Genomic DNA, 16850 nt, shown 5'->3' with positions numbered 1-16850 from the left:
CTCGGTAGCCGCGGTCTGCCTTGCACATAGCGCAGCGGCATGGTGTTGTCGCCCCGCCTTTCCCCGCCGTGTTTCCTGCCCGGGCCTGCCATGCTGGTGATCTTCGACTGCGACGGTGTGCTGATCGATTCCGAAGTGATCTTCTGCGCCGTCGATTCCGAGGCCCTGGCCCGGCTCGGCCACACCGTGACGCCCAGCGAGATCGCCCGGCGCTTCTGCGGCACGCCGCATCACGTGGCCTGGAGCACGCTGGCGGCGGAGCTCGGCTTCACGGTCGAGGAGCGGATGATCGAGGACATCCGGGCGGAATGCGCCCGCCGCTTCGCCGACGAGTTGCGCCCGATCGCAGGCGCCGAGGATGCGATCACGGCGGCCGCCGGCCTGGGCCACCCGCCCTGCGTCGCCTCCTCCACCGGCCTGCCGAATCTGCGACGCAACCTCGAGACGGCCGGGCTGCTGCCGCGGCTGGACCCGCATGTCTTTTCGGCCAGCCAGGTGGCGCGCGGCAAGCCGGCGCCGGACGTCTTCCTCTACGCCGCCTCGCAGATGGGCGCCGACCCGGCCGACTGCCTCGTGATCGAGGATTCGATCCATGGCGTCACCGCCGCCCGCCGGGCCGGGATGAAGGTGGTCGGCTTCACCGGCGGCGGCCATGCCGATGCCGAGCTGGGGCAACGCCTGAGGGCGGCCGGCGCCGGCCGGACCTTCGCGACGATGCCCGAGATCGCGGACTGGCTGGCGGCCGGGGCGCCGCCGCCGCGCTACAACCTGGGCGAGGTGCTCAAACCAGCGCCCGGAGCTGCCGCGCCAGGTCCGCGACGCCCGGCGCCACGGCGGTGACCGGGCCGCTCTGCGCCCCGCTTTCCAGGAAATCGTCGGTGACGCCGCCCGCCTCGCGCACCAACACCAGCCCGGCCATCACGTCCCAGGCGTTGATGTGGGCGGCGGAGAAGCCGTCGATCCGGCCGTCGGCGGTATAGGCCAGCAGCAGGGCCGAGGAGCCGATCCGCCGGTATTCCGCGCCGTGCGACAGGAGGTGGTCGATCTGGCGGACATGCGCGTCGACCTTCCGGCCCGGCGCGTAGCCGACGCCGATCACCGCCGCCTCCGGCCGGGCGGCGGCATTGACCGCGATCAGCGCGCCGTTCCGGGTCGCCCCCTGCCCCGCCACGGCGCTGTACAGCTCGTCATGCACCGGGTCGTAGATCACGCCCAGCGCCGGCTTGCCGTCGACGGTGGCGCCGATCGAGACGCACCAGATCGGCCGGCCGCGCATGAAATTGGCGGTGCCGTCGATCGGGTCCAACCCCCAGACGATGCGGGCGCCCTGCCGGTCCAGCCCGAACTCCTCGCCCAGCACCGCGTGATCCGGAAAGGTCTCGCGCAGCCGCTCGCGGATCAGGGTCTCGACCGCCTTGTCGACCGCGGTGACGAAATCCTGCGGCCCCTTGGCCTCGACCGCGAGGTCACCGCGCTCGGCCAGCTGGGCCAGGGCCAGGCGGCCGCCGGCCCGGGCCAGCGCCTCGGCCACGATCCGCATCAGGGCCAGGGTCTGTCGATCGCTCACCGGTCTCTCCTGTCGCTTCCGAAGGCCGCGATCTTCCGGGAGCCGCCCCGTCCCGACAACCGCGGAATGCTGGCCCCTGCCCCGTCCCCTCGGCTCAGGCGTCGAGCTCGAACAGCTCCGGCCGGCGCCGGGCGATGGGCCCGAGCGACGACAGGATCTCACGCAGATGTCGGCGCATCGCCGCCTCGGCGGCGTCGGGGTCGTGCGCCCGAAGCCCCGCCACGATCTCCTCATGCTGCGAAATCAGCATCTCCAGCGGCGAGACGTCGGGCAGGCTGAGATAGCGCACCCGGTCCATCTGCGCCTTCATGTGCTCGATCGTGCCCCAGGCCGGCAGGCAGTCGATCGCCTCGATGATCAGGCGGTGGAAGGCCTCATCCAGCGCCAGGAAGCCGGCATGGTCGTGCCGGCGGGCCGCGTCGCGTTGCGCCTCCAGGTTGCGGTCCAGCCGCTGCAGTTCCGGCTCCCCGATCGTCTCGGCGGCGAGACGCACCACCGCCGCCTCCACCGCCTCGCGGATGAAGCGCCCCTGCTCGACCTGCCGCTTCGAGATCTTGCGCACCCGGGTGCCGCGCTGCGGCAGCACCTGCAGCAGCCCGGCCTCCACCAGCTTGATGAAGGCCTCGCGCACCGGCTGCCGCGACACGCCGAACATCTCCGACCCGTCCTTCTCGGACAAAGCGGTGCCGGGCGGCAGCAGGCCGGTGATGATCGCCTGGCGCAGCCCTTCATAGACTTGCCGGCCGATCGGCCCCTCGCCGCTCAGCGGGATGCTTTGCGGCAGGGTCTCAGCCTCCTGCGCCCTTCGTCGTCCGGCCATCGTTCCTCCCGTTTCGGCTCGTTGTGCCCCCAGCATACAGGGGATCGCCGGGTCCGGTAGATCATGACGCGGATACAATCGCCATACTTGTATGGTGATTCAAGATGCGCTAAGGGTCGTGTCGCTTCCCGCCGCGAGAAAGCGGCGATGGACAAGCCGCAGCCGGGAGAGAACGCGCCATGAAGATCGTCCGCGCCGATGTCATCGTCACCTGCCCCGCGCGCAACTTCGTCACGCTGAAGCTGGTTACCGACGAGGGCGTGCACGGCATCGGCGACGCCACGCTGAACGGGCGCGAGCTGGCGGTGGCCAGCTATCTCCGCGACCATGTCTGCCCCCTCCTGGTCGGGCGCGACCCGCACCGCATCGAGGATATCTGGCAGTATCTCTACAAGGGCGCCTATTGGCGCCGCGGCCCGGTGACGATGAGCGCGATCGGCGCCGTCGACATGGCGCTGTGGGACATCAAGGCGAAGGTCGCCGGCCTGCCTCTGTACCAGCTGCTGGGCGGCGCCTCGCGCGAGGGCGTGATGGTCTACAGCCACGCCACCGGCCGCGACATCCCCGAGGCGCTGGACCGCTACGCCGCCTATCTGGAGAAGGGCTACAAGGCGATCCGCGTCCAGTGCGGCGTGCCCGGCATGGCCTCGGTCTACGGCGTGGCCAAGGGCGGCGACGCCTATGAGCCGGCGACCAAGGGCTGGCCCGAGGAGCAGCCCTGGTCGACCGAGAAGTACCTGAACTTCGTGCCCAAGCTGTTCGAGGCGGTGCGCGAGAAGTTCGGCTTCGACACCCATCTGCTGCACGACATCCACCACCGGCTGACGCCGATCGAGGCGGCGCGGCTGGGCAAGGCGGTGGAACCCTACGCCCTGTTCTGGCTGGAGGACCCGACCCCGGCCGAGAACCAGGAGGGCTTCCGGCTGATCCGCCAGCACACCACCACCCCGATCGCGGTGGGCGAGGTGTTCAACAGCATCTGGGACTGCAAGCTGCTGATCGAGGAGCAGCTGATCGACTACATCCGGGCGACGCTGACCCATGCCGGCGGCATCACCCATCTGCGCCGGATCGCCGATTTCGCCGCCCTGCACCAGGTGCGCACCGGCTTCCACGGCCCGTCCGACCTGTCGCCCGTCTGCATGGGCGCGGCGCTGCATTTCGACCTGTGGGTGCCGAATTTCGGGGTGCAGGAATACATGGGCTACCCCGAGCCGGCGCTGGAGGTCTTCCCGCACGCCTGGTCCTTCCAGGACGGGTACATGCATCCGGGCGAGGCGCCGGGCCACGGCGTCGACATCGACGAAAAGCTGGCCGCCCGCTTCCCCTACGAGCCGGCCTATCTGCCGGTGGCCAGGCTCGAGGATGGCACGCTGACCAGCTGGTAACGCCGCGACCGAGATCGAAGAGGCCGAAGACGGCCCGGACGGGAGGAGAGGATGGAAGGACAGCAGAGCACCACATCGCCGGCGATGATGCGGCGGATCGCGATCGCGTCCTGCATCGGCACGACGGTCGAATGGTACGACTTCTTCATCTACGCCACCGCCTCGGCGCTGGTGTTCAACAAGCTGTTCTTCCCCAGCAGCGATCCGCTGGTGGGATCGCTGGTGGCGCTCGGCACCTATGCCGCCGGCTTCTTCGCCCGGCCGCTCGGCGGCCTCCTGTTCGGCGCCATCGGCGACCGCTACGGCCGCAAGCAGGCGCTGGTCACCACCCTCCTGATCGTCGGCATCGCCACCTTCGTCATCGGACTGATGCCGACCTATCAGGAGATCGGCATCTGGGCGCCGCTGGCCCTGCTGTTCATCCGCCTGCTGCACGGCTTCGGCATCGGCGGCGAGCAGGGCAACGCCATCCTGATCATGTGCGAGCACGCGCCGTCGCCGCGCCGCGGCTTCTTCGGATCCTGGGTGCAGATCGGCGCCCCCGCCGGCTTCGTGCTGCCGCTCGGCATCTTTGCGCTGCTGACCTCCACCCTGTCGGAGGAGGCGTTCCTGAGCTGGGGCTGGCGCATCCCCTTCCTGCTCAGCATCCTCCTGGTCGGCATCGGCCTCTACATCCGCCTGCAGCTGAGCGAGTCGCCGCTGTTCCTGGAGATGCGCCGGCGCCGGGCCGAAGACGCGCATCCGCTGGTCGAGGTGGTGCGCAGCCACCCGCGGTCCCTGGTGCTGGGCTGCGGCAGCAAGCTGGCCGAGAGCATCGCCTTCACCAGCTTCGCCGTGCTGCTGACCGCCTACGCCAGCAGCCGCGGCGTCGACCGGCCGACCATGACCACGGCGACGCTGATCGCGATCCTGCTGGAATTGGTGACCCTGCCGCTGTTCGGCGCCCTGTCGGACCGGATCGGCCGGCGGCCGGTCTATCTGTTCGGCGCCGCCGTCGTCCTCGCCGCGACCTTCCCGCTCTTCGGCCTCGTCTATGCCCGGATGGACGGGCTGATCTGGCTGGGGCTCGTTACCGCGCTCGCCCTCGGCCACAGCGCCATGTACGGGCCGCAGGCGGCCTTCTATTCCGAGCTGTTCCCGACCAGGGTGCGGGCCAGCGGCGTGTCCTTCGTGCAGCAGATCGGCGCCCTGATCGGGTCGGCCGGCACGCTGGCGGCCGGCTGGCTGCTGGAGATCAGCGGCGGCACGCCCTGGTATCTGTGCGCCTATATCGCGCTCGGCTGCGTTATCACCTTGGCCTGCGCCCGGGCATTGCCCGAGACGGCGCCCCGTGTGTCCCGCAGCGAGGACCTGATCGGCAGCCCCGCCGCCGCCCATTCCTGACCCAGGAGAAGCCCATGTTCGCCGCCGTTCTGCACCAAGCGAAGGATCTGCGGATCGAGGACCGGGAGCCGCCGACCCTCGCCCCCGGCGAGGTCAAGGTGCGGTTCCGCGCCGGCGGCATCTGCGGCTCCGACCTCGCCTACTACTCCAAGGGCAAGACCGGCGACTTCCATCTGCGCGAGCCGCTGATCCTCGGCCATGAGATGGCCGGCGAGGTCGCGAAGGTGGCGCCCGACGTCGAGGGGCTGTCGGTCGGCCAGCCGGTCGCGGTCAACCCCAGCCGGGCCTGCGGCCGCTGCGAGTACTGCATGGCCGGCCTCGAGAACCAGTGCCTGAACATGCGGTTCCTGGGCAGCGCCTCGATCTTCCCGCACATGCAGGGCGCCTTCCGCGAATACCTCACCGTGCCGGCGCGGCAATGCGTCCCGGTGCCGGAGCATGTCAGCTTCGCCGAGGCCTCGATGGCCGAGCCGCTGGCCGTGTCGCTGCACGCCGTCCGCCGCGCCGGACCGATCCTGGGCGAGGAGGTGCTGATCGTCGGCTGCGGCCCGATCGGCGCGCTGGTGCTGCTGGTCGCCCGCCAGGCCGGCGCGCGTCGCATCACCGTGGTCGACCTGGCCGAGAAGGCGCGCGAGACGGCGCTGGGCCTCGGCGCCGACGAGGCGGTCGACGCCAAGGACGAGGACCGCATCGCGGCGTGGAGCCGGAACCGCGGCCGCTTCGGCGTCGTGATCGAGGCCTCGGGCAGTCCGGCCGGTCTGGACACCGCCCTGCGCGCCGCCCGCGCCCGCGGCCGGGTGGTCCAGCTCGGCAACCTGCCGAGCGGCCAGTCGCCGGTCTCGGCAAATCTGGTGATGGCGAAGGAGCTGGAGTATCGCGGCTCCTTCCGCTTCGCCGAGGAATACGCGCTGGCGGTCGAGATGATCGCCGGCAAGCGGATCGACCTGAAGCCGCTGATGACCCATCGCTTCCCGATCCGCGACGCAGACCAGGCCTTCCAGGTCGCCCTCGACCGCAACCAGTCGATGAAGGTCCACCTGCTGGACCTCTGAGCGGCCTCCGGGCCGCCACCGCCCCCGCAAGCGGAAGGAAACCATGTTCAGAAGCGTTCGCTGGCTGATCGTCGGCCTGCTCTTCATCGCCGGCGTGATCAACTATCTCGATCGGTCGGCCCTCTCGATCGCCGCCCCGCTGATCCAGCAGGATCTCGGCCTGGACCACGCCCAGATGGGCGTGATCTTCAGCAGCTTCTTCGCCGGCTATGCCGTGTTCAACTTCATCGGCGGCTGGCTGTCGGACCGGATCGGGCCGAAGGCCGTGTTCAGCGGCGCCATGGGGTTGTGGTCGCTGTTCTGCGGCCTGACCGCGGCCGCCACCGGCTTCGTCTCGATGATCGTGCTGCGCGTGTTGTTCGGCGTCGGCGAAGGGCCGCTGAGCTCGACCATGAGCAAGACGGTCAGCAACTGGTTCCCGCGGCGCGAGGCGGCGACGGCGATCGGCATCGTCAATTCCGGCACGCCCCTGGGCGGCGCCGTGGCCGGCCCGATCGTCGGCTATCTGGCGCTGGCCTTCGGCTGGCGCCTGGCCTTCGTCATCATCATGCTGCTGGGCTTCGTCTGGCTGGTGTTCTGGCTGCGGATGTCGACCGACCGCCCCGACCAGCACCCGCGGATCAGCGACGCCGAGCGCCGCCTGATCGAGGAGGGCCAGACGCAGATCGACCCGGCCGCGCAGCTGCCGGCCCAGGGCCTGGGCTTCTACCTGCGGCAGCCGATCGTGCTGGCCACCGCCTTCGCCTTCTTCACCTACAACTACGTTCTGTTCTTCTTCCTGACCTGGTTCCCGAGCTACCTGACCGAGGTGCACAAGCTCAGCATCAAGGACATGAGCCTGGCCACGGTGATCCCTTGGGTGCTGGGCTTCCTCGGCCTGGCGCTGGGCGGCTTCGTCTCCGACCGCATCTTCCGCATGACCGGCCGGGCCCTCCTGTCGCGCAAGCTGGTGCTGATCGGCGGGCTCGGCGTCGCCGCCGTAGGCGTGGCCCTGGCCGGCGACGTGGCCGATGTCAGCAGCGCGGTGGCGCTGATGTCCGTGTCGATCTTCGGCCTCTATCTCACCGGCTCGATCTACTGGGCGGTGATCCAGGACGCGGTGCGCGGCGAGAATGTCGGCGGCGTCGGCGGCTTCATCCACTTCCTGGCCAATCTCGCCGGCATCATCGGCCCGGCCGTCACCGGCTTCATCGTCCAGGCCACGGGCGGCGTCTACACCAGCGCCTTCGTCCTGGCCGGCGGCCTCGCCGTGCTCGGCGCCCTGGCGGCTCTGGTCTTCATCCGCGAACCGCGCGGGCGGACCGCCGAGGTCGTGATGGAGGGGGCCGAATAGGCCCCGCTCTTCGTAGCCTACCCGAACGCCTCGACCACCGCGTCGATGAAGCTGCGCAGCTTCGGTGTCGGCCGGCGGTCGGGCGCGAACAGGATGTGCATCGGCCGCGACGGCGGTTCGTAGCCCGGCAGCACCCGCACCAGCCGTCCGGCGGCGATGTCGTCCCGCAGCAGCCCTTCCGGCTGCAGGATGATGCCTAGCCCCTCCAGCGCGGCGCTGCGCAGCGCCTGGCCGCTGTTGACCGAGAACCGGCCGCGGACGTGCACCGAATGCAGAGTTCCGTCCGGGCCGGTGAACTGCAGCAGGTCGCGTGGCATCCAATGGGCGAAGCCGAGGCATTCATGCGCCGCCAGATCCTCCGGCCGCTGCGGCGCGCCGCGTTCGGCGAGATAGGCGGGCGCCGCGCAGGCGACCAGACGATAGGGCCGCAGCCGGCGTGCGATCAGGCTGGAATCGGGCAAGGGCGCGATCCGGATCACCGCCTCGTATCCCTCCTCCACCAGATCGACGATGCGGTCGCTCAGCGTCACCTGGATGCTGACCTCCGGATTCGCCCGCAGGTAGCGCGCCACCATCGGCATCAGCTCATGCGCGCCGAAGGTGACCGGCGCGTTGACCCGCAGCCGGCCGCGCGGGACGGCGCGCAGATCCGCGGCCAGCGCCTCCGCCGCTTCCGCCTCGGCCAGCACGTTGCGGCAGCGCTCGTAGAAGGCACGGCCGATCTCGGTCAGGCTCTGCCGCCGCGTGGTGCGGGCCAGCAGCCTGGCGCCGAGACGGTCTTCGAGGAACCGCACATGCTTGCCGACCATCGGCGCGGAGATGCCCAGCGCCTCGGCCGCGGCGGCGAAGGAGCCGGTGTCGACCGCGCGGACGAACACCGCCATGCTGGTGAGCCGGTCCATGATTGGAAACCGTTGGTTTCGGGTATCGCGCCAAAGCCGATATTTATCGCATCCGGAGAGGCAATCATATCGAACGGACATCCCTTTCAGAGGAGTCCGTCATGCCCCGCATCGTCCGCATCCATGAGCTCGGCGGCCCCGAGGTGCTTCGCATCGACGAGGTCGAGGTGCCGCCGCCCGGCCCCGGCGAGATCCGCCTGCGCGTGAAAGCGCTGGGCCTCAACCGCGCCGAATCGATGTTCCGCACCGGCCACTATCCGGAATCGCCGGAGTTCCCGGCCCGGCTCGGCTACGAGGCCGCCGGGGTGGTCGAGGCGCTGGGCCAGGGCGTCACCGGCTTCGCCGTCGGCGACGCGGTCAGCATCGTGCCGCCGCTGTCGATCACCCGCTGGGGCACCTATGGCGAGGTCGCCAATGTCCCGGCCGAGGTGACGGTGAAGCATCCGCCGGCCCTGTCCTGGACCGAGGCCGCCGCGGTCTGGATGCAGTACGTCACCGCCTATGGCGCGCTGGTCGAGGTCGCCGGCTTGCGCAACGGCGACGCGGTGCTGATCACCGCCGCCTCCAGCAGCGTCGGCCTGGCCGCGATCCAGATCGCCAACCGGATCGGTGCCATCTCGATCGCCGCCACCCGCAGCGCCGCCAAGGCCGCGGCGCTGCGCGACGCCGGCGCCGCCCATGTCATCGTCACCGACGAGGAGGATCTGGCCGCCCGAGCCAAGGCCATCACCGGCGGCGCCGGCGTGCGGACAGTGTTCGATCCGGTGGGCGGCCCGTCCGTCAGCGTTCTGGCCGAGGCGCTGGGCCAGGGCGGCATCCTGGTCGAATACGGCGCGCTGAGCCCGGAGCCGACGCCCTTCCCGCTGTTCCCGGCCCTGGTCAAGGGCCTGACCGTCAGGGGCTACCAGTACAAGGAGATCGTCGGCGACCCGGCCCGCCTGGATCGCGCCAAGCGCTTCATCCTGGAGGGCCTGGCCGACGGCTCGCTGAAGCCGGTGATCGACCGCGTCTTCCCCTTCGACCGGATCGTCGAAGCCCATCGCTACCTCGAATCCAACCAGCAGATCGGGAAGATCGTCGTCACGGTCTGAAGGCGTGGCCAGTTGCTGGCTGCGCGGCCGCACCAGTTGGTGTCATCGCCGGGCTCGACCCGGCGATCCAGGGGCCACCCAGAGCGGCATCGACATTCCTGGATGCCCGGGTCAAGCCCGGGCATGACACTGGAGCTGGATCGGCAGTCTGATCACCGTGAACGGTCCAATCACGGTGAATTCACGCGCAAGGATCTACCGTCCCCACGATATCGACCGAAACCATCGATCAATTCGGGGACTGATCATGCGCAGTATCGAACAACCTCCGCCCACCCGGATGACCGCTGAATGGGCGCGTCGTTACCTGCAGCGCCTGAACCAGCCGCTCGACCCGTGGGAGGCCGACTACTTCCGCAGCGGCTGCAATTTCCTGGCCCGTGACTCGGCCACAGGCGCGATCGCCTGCTGGAAGTCGATGAACCTGCCGATCGATCGCCGGCGCGAGACCTATATGGGGCCAATGGGCATGACGCCCCTCACCCGGCAGGAGATGGACCGCCTCTACGGCCTGCTGGAGCGGCTGGCCGAGGGCGAGGACGCCTCGGCACAGGTGGCGGCGCTGCGTCGCTTCCGGTAGACGCCGAAATCCGGAGGGCCGATCGCCGGGCGTGGAGATTCTCCACGCCCGCTTTCGCTTCGGGCGGCGTTGCTCTCGCAGGCTTCTTTTCCTCATACTTCTGCCGCCGGCACGGGCCGGCGGGGGCGCCGGCATCCCGGCGACCGGAGCGGGAGGAGAAGCCGAATGATCCGACGCAACGCAACCGGGCGGTCCTGGCTGGCCGCCGCCTGCCTGCTGGCCGTCCTGGCCGGTCCCGGCGCCGCCGCCGCGCAGGACAGCTGGATCGGCAGCTGGGGCGCCAGCCCGGCCTTCCCGGTGGGGCCGGAGTTGAACAACGCCACCATCCGTCAGGTGGTGCGACTCAGCGCCGGCGGCAGCCAGGTTCGGGTGCGCTTCACCAACGAGACCGGCACTCAGCCGCTGGTGATCGGCGCCGCCACCATCGCCCGGCCCGGCAACGCCCCCGGCTCGATCGACCCGGCCAGCAGCAAGGCGCTGACCTTCGGCGGCGCCACCTCGATCACCATCCCGCCCGGCGCGCCGGCCGTCTCCGACCCGGTGGACCTCGCCGTCTCGCCGCTCGACACGCTGACCATCAGCCTGTTCGTGCCGCGCTGGACCGGCCCGTCGGTCGTGCATCCGCTCGGGGTGCAGACCGCGTGGATCTCGATCACAGGCGACAGCACCACGGCGCCGACCCTGCCGGATGCCACCGAATCGACCATGCGCTTCCTGCTGTCGCGGGTCGAGGTGGCGGCTGAGGGCGGCACCGTGGTGACGCTGGGCGATTCGATCACCGACGGCTACAGCTCCGGCACCGATGCCAACCGGCGCTGGCCGGACATTCTGGCCGAACGCCTGGCGAAGGCCGGCGGACCGGCGGTCGGCGTGGTCAATTCCGGGATCAGCGGCAATCGCATCCTGCACGACCTGCCGGAGCAGATGTTCGGCCCCAGCGCCCTGTCGCGCTTCGACCGCGACGTGCTGTCGGTGCCGGGCGCTCGCTGGGTGGTGATCATGGAGGGGATCAACGATATCGGGCATTCCGGCTCCGCCGGCCTGCCCGAGCAGGCGGTGTCGGCCGAGGAGATCATCGGCGGACTGCGGCAGCTGGTGGCGCGCGCCCACGGGGCCGGGCTGAAGGCCTATTGCGCCACGCTGACGCCCTATGAGGGCACGGTCTTCGCCAACTACTACAGCGCCGAGGGCGAGGCGAAGCGCCAGGCGGTGAACCAGTGGATCCGCACCGGCAAGGGCTGCGACGCGGTGATCGACTTCGACGCCGCAGTGCGCGACCCGGCGCAGCCGTCGAAGCTGAGGGCGGAGTTCGACGAAGGCGACCACCTGCACCCGAACGCCGCCGGCTACGAGGCCATGGCGAACGCGGTGGATCTGGGGCTGTTCAAATAGGCGGGCATCGGCGCGGAGGCCCCCTCCTCCGCGCCGCCCGTGTCAACCCCGCAGCGCCACGGGCCGGCCCGGCTTCGCCGTGGAGGATCTGAGCGCCCGCGTGATCCCGAGCGAGCCCATCAGCAGCCGGTCACGCAGCCGTGTCGGCAGGCGGCGCAGCATCGCCAGCTGTGACGCCCCCTTGCCCACCAGGATGCGCGGTTTCGGCCGCGGCTCTGTCAACGCCCGCATCACCGCCTCGACCACCACCTCCGGCCGGTCGGCGCCTGATTTCCGCATCGCCGCCCGCATCGCCTCGATCGCCGGCCGGTAGAAGGCCACCCTCTCCGCCGGTTCCTCCCGGAATCCCTCGCTCTGCAGTGCCGCGGAGGTCGCCAGGATGTCGGTCCGGATCGCGCCGGGCTCGACCAGGACGACCTCGACCCCGAGCGGCCCGAATTCCATGCGCATGGCGTCGCTGACCGAGGCGAGCGCCGCCTTCGAGGCCGAGATCGCGCCGAAGAACGGCACGGTGGTATGCGCCGTCGCCGCGCCGATGTTGACGATGTGCCCGCGGCCGGCCTGCAGCAGCGGCAGCAGCGCGCGGGTCAGCGCAAAGGGACCGACGACGTTGACCTCGAACTGGCGCCGGAAATTGGCGACCGGGATCAGCTCGAGCGGCCCTTCGACGATGATCCCGGCCATGTTGATCAGGCCGGCGAGGCCCCGGCCGCCGAGATCCTGCGCGAGACGCTGCGCCGCCGCCGCGATCGATTCCCCGTCGGTGATATCGAGGGCGATCGGCACGACCCGCGCGGCCGAGATGCTGGACGCCGCTTTCAGCCCGCTCTCGGAGCGGGCGCCGGCATAGACCGCGAATCCGGCGTCGGCGAGACGTTCCACCAACCGCCGGCCGATGCCGCCGGACGCGCCGGTGACAAGGACGGTGCCGCGGCCGTCCGCTCCGGAAATCTGAGATGTCATGTCTCGGCCTCGCGAGGTTGATACCAATAGAATTCAAATACCATTGGTATTTAGATTCGCATGGTTGTCAATGCCACGTCGGTTGAGGCTAGAGTTTCCATGGCGCTTCGCGCGCCGGGATCGAAACATGCGAGGGACGCGATATTGAGATGCCGCGGCTGAACCGGAGCGAGAGCCAGGCCCAGACGCGGGAGCGGCTGCTGGAGTCGGCCCGGCGCGCCTTCCTGAGCGACGGTTACGTCCGGGCCAGGGTCGACCGGATCGCCGAGGAGGCCGGCTATTCCAAGGGCGCGGTCTATTCGAATTTCGACGGCAAGGAAGCGCTGTTCCTGGAGCTGCTGCGCCGCAAATTCGCGACTGAGCTCGACGGGCTGCGGCAGCTCTTGGACCGGTTCCCGGAGCCGGACGGGCTGCTCGCCGCCCTCCGCGCGCATTACGAGCAGAACCAGGACGTGCTCGACTTCACCACGGTCTCGGCCGAGTTCCTGACCCAGGTCGGCCGCGGCTCAGCCTTCGCCGCGGAGCATGCCGCGCTCTACGCCGGCCAGCGCCGGGCGCTCGGCGAGCTGCTCACGGCCCTGTTCGAGCGGTCCGGCCTGCGCCTGCCGGTGCCGAGCGAGGAGCTGGCGGCCGCCCTCGTCGGCATGACTCTGGGCCTCGCCGTGCAGCGCGGCGCCGACCCCGCCTCGGCCACGCCCGCCCTCTGGGGCCGGGCGATCGAGCTGTTCCTGAAGGGCCTGCTCGGCCTGGCCGCCGCCGATCGGGAACGGCCGCAGCCCCTGCGCTAGCTTTCTGCTATATCCCGCCCCATGACCACCGACCGCCTTCCGACCGAGCTCTGGGTCCAGGCGCATCTGCGCCGGCTGGGCCAGGACGCCATCCCCGCCTATGTCGTCCGCAAGGGCGACCCGCGCGCCGGGCTGCTGATCCTCAAGCTCAACCTGGGCGCGCCGGGCTGCCGGGTGATGAGCCAGTCGCGCGACCTGGACGGCGCCCTCGCCTGGCTGCCCGCCAAGGGCGGCGAGCTGCTGCCGGAGGCCGACGCCGATGCCTATATTGCCCGCGCGGTCCAGCGCGATCCCGACCTGTGGGTGGTCGAGATCGAGGACCGCGAGGGCCGGCACCCGTTCGAGGGGCGCGTTCTGACTTAGGCGGCGAACCGTCTTATACCAGCGGCCCGAAATATTGACCCGTCATGGCGAGCCCCGAAGGGGCGTGGCCATCCAGGGCCGCTCGCGCCGACCTCCTGGATGGCCGCGGCGCTACGCGCCTCGCCATGACGACATAGGGGAGCTGGGAATCGATCTCAAAGGCCGCCGGTACTATTGCGCCGGAACCAGCCCCGGCTCCCCGGTGACGGGCCGGCCGCCGGCCCCGGACAGTGTCTCCATCCTCTCCAGGACCGCGGCCCGATCCACCGACCGGCGCTCCGCATCGATGCGCGCGATCAGCAGCTCCGCCCGCTCGACGCTGCCGAGGATCGCGAGGATCGCGCCGCGTTCGGCCGGGGTGATGCCGCCGGCCTTCAAGGTGCGCAGGCGCAGCTCCTCCACCGGCGGGCTCTGGATGTGGCCGGCCGGCAGCGTGGGCTCCAGAGGGCCGGTCGGCAGGATCGGGCGCAACGCCAGGTCGAGCTTGTCGAGCGCCGCGGTGACGATGGCCTGGGCCTCGGGCCCGAAGGTCTGCCGCCTGGTCCGGCGCGCGACCTGATGCAGCGCCTCGGCCAGGCTGGCAGTGAAGTCCGCCTCCTCGATCAGGCTCGCGACCAGGTCGAGCTGGTCATAGGACATGTCCGGCTTGAACAGGGAGGCGGTATAGGACCGGATATCGCGGTTCAGGATGTCGACCGCGACATAGTGCTCTCCGGGGTCCTCGGGTACCCCCTTCTTGCCGCGGGCGATGTCGAGGAAGAGCGCGCCGGCCTGGAGGTCCCGCAGCGTCTCCTTCTGCACCGCCGGCACGGCGCGGATCAGGTCGCCCGCGATCGACCGGTCGAGATATTTCGGGGTGGAATAATCCTCGATGTCCTCGGCCTCGGTGCGGCCGATGCGGGACAGGAACCGTTCGAACACACCGACGAAGGGAAACAGCAGCAGGGTGTTGAAGATGTTGAAGACGGTCGAATAGAGGCCGATCGCGACCGGCACCAGGGGATAGCTTTCCTTGCCGTCGACCATGACCGGCGTACCCGGATTGCCGCCGAACCAGCCCATCACATATTCCAGCAGCGGCATCGACAGGAAGAACAGCGGCAGCATCACCGCGACGCCGATGAAGTTGAAGGAGATGTGCGCGTAGGCGGCCCGCTTGGCGTTCTTCGAGAGGTTGAGCGAGGCCATCCAGGAGGTGATCGTGGTGCCGAGATCGGCGCCGAGCGAGAAGGCGACCGCGGTCTGCCAGTCGAGGATGCCGGACGCGCCGAGCCCCATGACGATGCCGATCGTGGCGGAGGAGGAGTGGATCAGCGCGGTGATCGCGGCCGCGATCAGCACGCAGGCGATCAGGCCGCCGAAGCTGTCAGCCCTCAGGCTCGAGATCACCTCCATGATCTCGGGCATGTTGCGCAGCGGCTTGAGGCCGCCCGTCATCAGGTTGAGGCCGTAGAAGATCAGGGCGAAGCCCATGCAGGCCAGCGCGATGTTGCGGGTCTTCTCGCTCTTCCCGAACACGTAGAACAAGGCCGCGATGCCCGCGCCGAGGAGGCCGAGCGGGCCGAGCGGCAGCGCGATCAGGCCGTTGCCCAGGGTGGTGCCGATATTGGCGCCCATGATCACGCTGATCGCCGGCCGCAGCGCCACCACCCCGGCGTTGACCAAGCCCACCACCATCACGGTCATCGCGGTGGAGGATTGCAGGATGCCGGTGATGACGGTCCCCGCCACGACGCCCTTGGACGGCGTGCCGGCGAACTTCGCCAGCAGATCGCGCATGCGGTTCACCGCCAGCGCCTGGATCCCGTTCGACATGAATTCGAGGCCGAGCAGGAAGACGCCCAGCCCACCGATGATGGGGACGATCATGTCCCGGAAATAGTCCACCTGCATGACATCCCCCGAAATCCAGAATGGTATCGAGATCGGACGGGCCCGCGCCGGCCGCCGGCGCTTCGCCCGGGCGCTAGAGGCCGGCGCCGCCCGGAAGGGAGGCGCGCCAGTAGTCCTTGACCCTGCCGGCTAGATCCTCGGGCAAGGGCACGTAGCCGAGCGCCGCCGCTTCCTTCGACCCTTTGTCGAGCGCGTAGGACAGGAAGTAGAGCGTCCGCAGCGTGCGCCCTTCGGACCGGTCGCGCTTGTGCATGAGGATGAAGGTCGCCGCCGTCAGCGGATAGGCGCCGGCCGCGTCGACCTCGCTGAGGTCGGCATAGAAATCCTGCCCTGCGTCCCAACGCACGGCCCGGGCGGTGGTCGCGAAGGCCTCCGGGCTCGGCGTCACGAAGGCGCCGGCGTGATTCTGGACCTGGGCGAAGGCGAGGCCGCTGCGGCGGATCTGCCCGAACTCGGCATAGCCGATCGCCCCCTTGGTCCGCTGCACGGCCTCGATCATGCCGGAGCTGCCCTTGGCCCCGGCGCCGCGCGGCCAGGCGACCAGGGTGTCGGCACCGACGGCCTGCCGCCATTCAGGGCTCGTGCGGGACAGGAACCGGGTCCACGACAGCGTCGATCCCGAACCGTCCGACCGATGGATCACGCTGATCGGCAGGTCGGGCAGCGCCAGGCCGGGGTTGAGCGCCTGGATCCCCGGATGATTCCAGCGCTCGATCTTGCCGAGATAGATGTCGGCGATGACGCTGCCGGTCAGCTTCAGCCGGGCCGGTTCGAGCCCGTCGAGATTGACCACGGGCGCGATGCCGCCGAGGACGATCGGGAACTGGGCCAGGCCGCGCTTGCTGGTCTCCGCGAACGGCAGCGGTGCGTCCGAGGCCGCGAAGTCGATCTCGGGCTGCCCGAGGCGCATGATCCCGCCGAGGGATCCGACCGGCTCGTAATCCACCCCGGCTTCGTTGTTCACGAAGTCGCCGCCGTCGGCCCGGTCGCGCAGAAACCCATCCGACCAGGCGGCGATGACGGGAAAGGCGAAGGTCGATCCCGAACCGCGGATGGGCTGCGCCTGGGTCGGCGCCGCGAGCATCGCCGCCGCCAGGGCGAGGAGTGCGGCGGCGACAAGCCGGCGGCACCGCGCCGGGCCGGCATGGGCCTCACGCCGGAGACGAAGGAATTTCGACACCAGAATCGCCCCGTCCCTGACCAAGTTTTTACTGAAATGCAGTCTAAACGGCGGAGGTGACCGTTTCGTTAAGGCGTCGCCGAGCGTGGGTGCGTTCCGCTGGCAGAGCTGGGTGCCCATCCCTATATTGCCCCTGCATCCCCGATCTTCCCCGT

Annotated in this window: 16 protein-coding genes; 10 read left to right on the top strand and 6 right to left on the bottom strand. The window is 69.9% G+C overall.

All coding sequences use genetic code 11. The annotated features are described in order from the left end of the window. Positions 1–90: 90 nt before the first annotated feature. Entirely contained in the window at positions 91–840 is a 750-nt protein-coding gene (locus G537_RS41595) for an HAD family hydrolase (protein WP_064742262.1), read from the top strand. On the opposite strand, the gene G537_RS41590 is transcribed toward G537_RS41595, so the two are convergent. Further along, complete coding sequence (locus G537_RS41590; protein WP_034854025.1) at positions 782–1567, bottom strand: inositol monophosphatase family protein; 786 nt, start codon at positions 1565–1567, stop codon at positions 782–784. The two genes, G537_RS41595 and G537_RS41590, sit on opposite strands and share 59 nt — an antisense overlap. A 94-nt stretch (positions 1568–1661) precedes the next feature. Continuing rightward, positions 1662–2387 (bottom strand): GntR family transcriptional regulator, encoded by a 726-nt coding sequence (locus G537_RS0134795; protein WP_051249498.1) that lies wholly within the window; start codon positions 2385–2387, stop codon positions 1662–1664. Between the two features lie 179 nt (positions 2388–2566). On the opposite strand from G537_RS0134795, the gene manD reads away from it, so the two are divergent. Genes manD through G537_RS0134775 form a run of 4 tightly spaced genes read left to right on the top strand, consistent with a single transcriptional unit; the run spans position 2567 to position 7543 of the window. Then, a complete protein-coding gene (gene manD, locus G537_RS0134790) occupies positions 2567–3775 on the top strand; it encodes a D-mannonate dehydratase ManD (RefSeq protein WP_026873966.1) in 1209 nt (402 codons plus the stop codon). A gap of 51 nt (positions 3776–3826) precedes the next feature. Beyond that, positions 3827–5158: an MFS transporter gene (locus G537_RS41585; protein ID WP_051249497.1), complete on the top strand. Its 1332-nt coding sequence runs from the start codon at positions 3827–3829 to the stop codon at positions 5156–5158. Positions 5159–5172: 14 nt separating this feature from the next. Further along, entirely contained in the window at positions 5173–6210 is a 1038-nt protein-coding gene (locus G537_RS0134780) for an L-idonate 5-dehydrogenase (RefSeq protein ID WP_026873965.1), read from the top strand. Between the two features lie 43 nt (positions 6211–6253). Next, entirely contained in the window at positions 6254–7543 is a 1290-nt protein-coding gene (locus tag G537_RS0134775; RefSeq protein ID WP_026873964.1) for an MFS transporter, read from the top strand. Between the two features lie 17 nt (positions 7544–7560). On the opposite strand, the gene G537_RS0134770 is transcribed toward G537_RS0134775, so the two are convergent. Beyond that, entirely contained in the window at positions 7561–8445 is an 885-nt protein-coding gene (locus G537_RS0134770) for a LysR family transcriptional regulator (protein ID WP_026873963.1), read from the bottom strand. A 101-nt stretch (positions 8446–8546) separates the two neighbouring features. Between G537_RS0134770 and G537_RS0134765 the strand changes: the two genes are divergently transcribed. From G537_RS0134765 to G537_RS0134755, 3 genes are all read left to right on the top strand, one after another. After that, positions 8547–9536, top strand: coding sequence for a zinc-dependent alcohol dehydrogenase family protein (locus tag G537_RS0134765; protein WP_026873962.1), 990 nt, complete (start codon positions 8547–8549; stop codon positions 9534–9536). A 247-nt stretch (positions 9537–9783) separates the two neighbouring features. After that, on the top strand, positions 9784–10116 hold the full coding sequence (locus G537_RS0134760) for a hypothetical protein (RefSeq protein ID WP_155888921.1): 333 nt from the start codon (positions 9784–9786) through the stop codon (positions 10114–10116). Positions 10117–10281: 165 nt separating this feature from the next. Next, the gene (locus tag G537_RS0134755; protein ID WP_026873960.1) at positions 10282–11508 is read left to right on the top strand and encodes an SGNH/GDSL hydrolase family protein; all 1227 of its coding nucleotides are present in this window, start codon (positions 10282–10284) and stop codon (positions 11506–11508) included. A 42-nt stretch (positions 11509–11550) separates the two neighbouring features. Here G537_RS0134755 and G537_RS41580 read toward each other — a convergent pair whose 3' ends face one another. Beyond that, positions 11551–12471, bottom strand: coding sequence for an SDR family NAD(P)-dependent oxidoreductase (locus G537_RS41580; protein WP_034854023.1), 921 nt, complete (start codon positions 12469–12471; stop codon positions 11551–11553). Positions 12472–12620: 149 nt separating this feature from the next. Here G537_RS41580 and G537_RS0134745 point away from each other — a divergent pair, with 149 nt between their 5' ends. Together G537_RS0134745 and G537_RS0134740 are read left to right on the top strand one after the other, a co-directional pair. Continuing rightward, positions 12621–13259 (top strand): TetR/AcrR family transcriptional regulator, encoded by a 639-nt coding sequence (locus G537_RS0134745; protein ID WP_026873959.1) that lies wholly within the window; start codon positions 12621–12623, stop codon positions 13257–13259. 21 nt (positions 13260–13280) lie between these two features. Next, positions 13281–13622 (top strand): DUF1491 family protein, encoded by a 342-nt coding sequence (locus tag G537_RS0134740; RefSeq protein ID WP_026873958.1) that lies wholly within the window; start codon positions 13281–13283, stop codon positions 13620–13622. A 171-nt stretch (positions 13623–13793) separates the two neighbouring features. On the opposite strand, the gene G537_RS0134735 is transcribed toward G537_RS0134740, so the two are convergent. Both G537_RS0134735 and pstS read right to left on the bottom strand, forming a co-directional pair. Beyond that, the gene (locus G537_RS0134735; RefSeq protein ID WP_026873957.1) at positions 13794–15515 is read right to left on the bottom strand and encodes a Na/Pi cotransporter family protein; all 1722 of its coding nucleotides are present in this window, start codon (positions 15513–15515) and stop codon (positions 13794–13796) included. 73 nt (positions 15516–15588) lie between these two features. Next, positions 15589–16815, bottom strand: a complete 1227-nt coding sequence (gene pstS, locus G537_RS41575; protein WP_162146191.1) for a phosphate ABC transporter substrate-binding protein PstS — start codon at positions 16813–16815, stop codon at positions 15589–15591. Positions 16816–16850 lie beyond the last annotated feature (35 nt).

Origin of the sequence: Inquilinus limosus DSM 16000, from assembly GCF_000423185.1 — a bacterium.
In the GTDB taxonomy this organism is placed as follows: Bacteria; Pseudomonadota; Alphaproteobacteria; order DSM-16000; family Inquilinaceae; genus Inquilinus; species Inquilinus limosus.
Note: the sequence above shows the minus strand (reverse complement) of the source record. Positions and strands in the feature narration are given on the sequence as shown.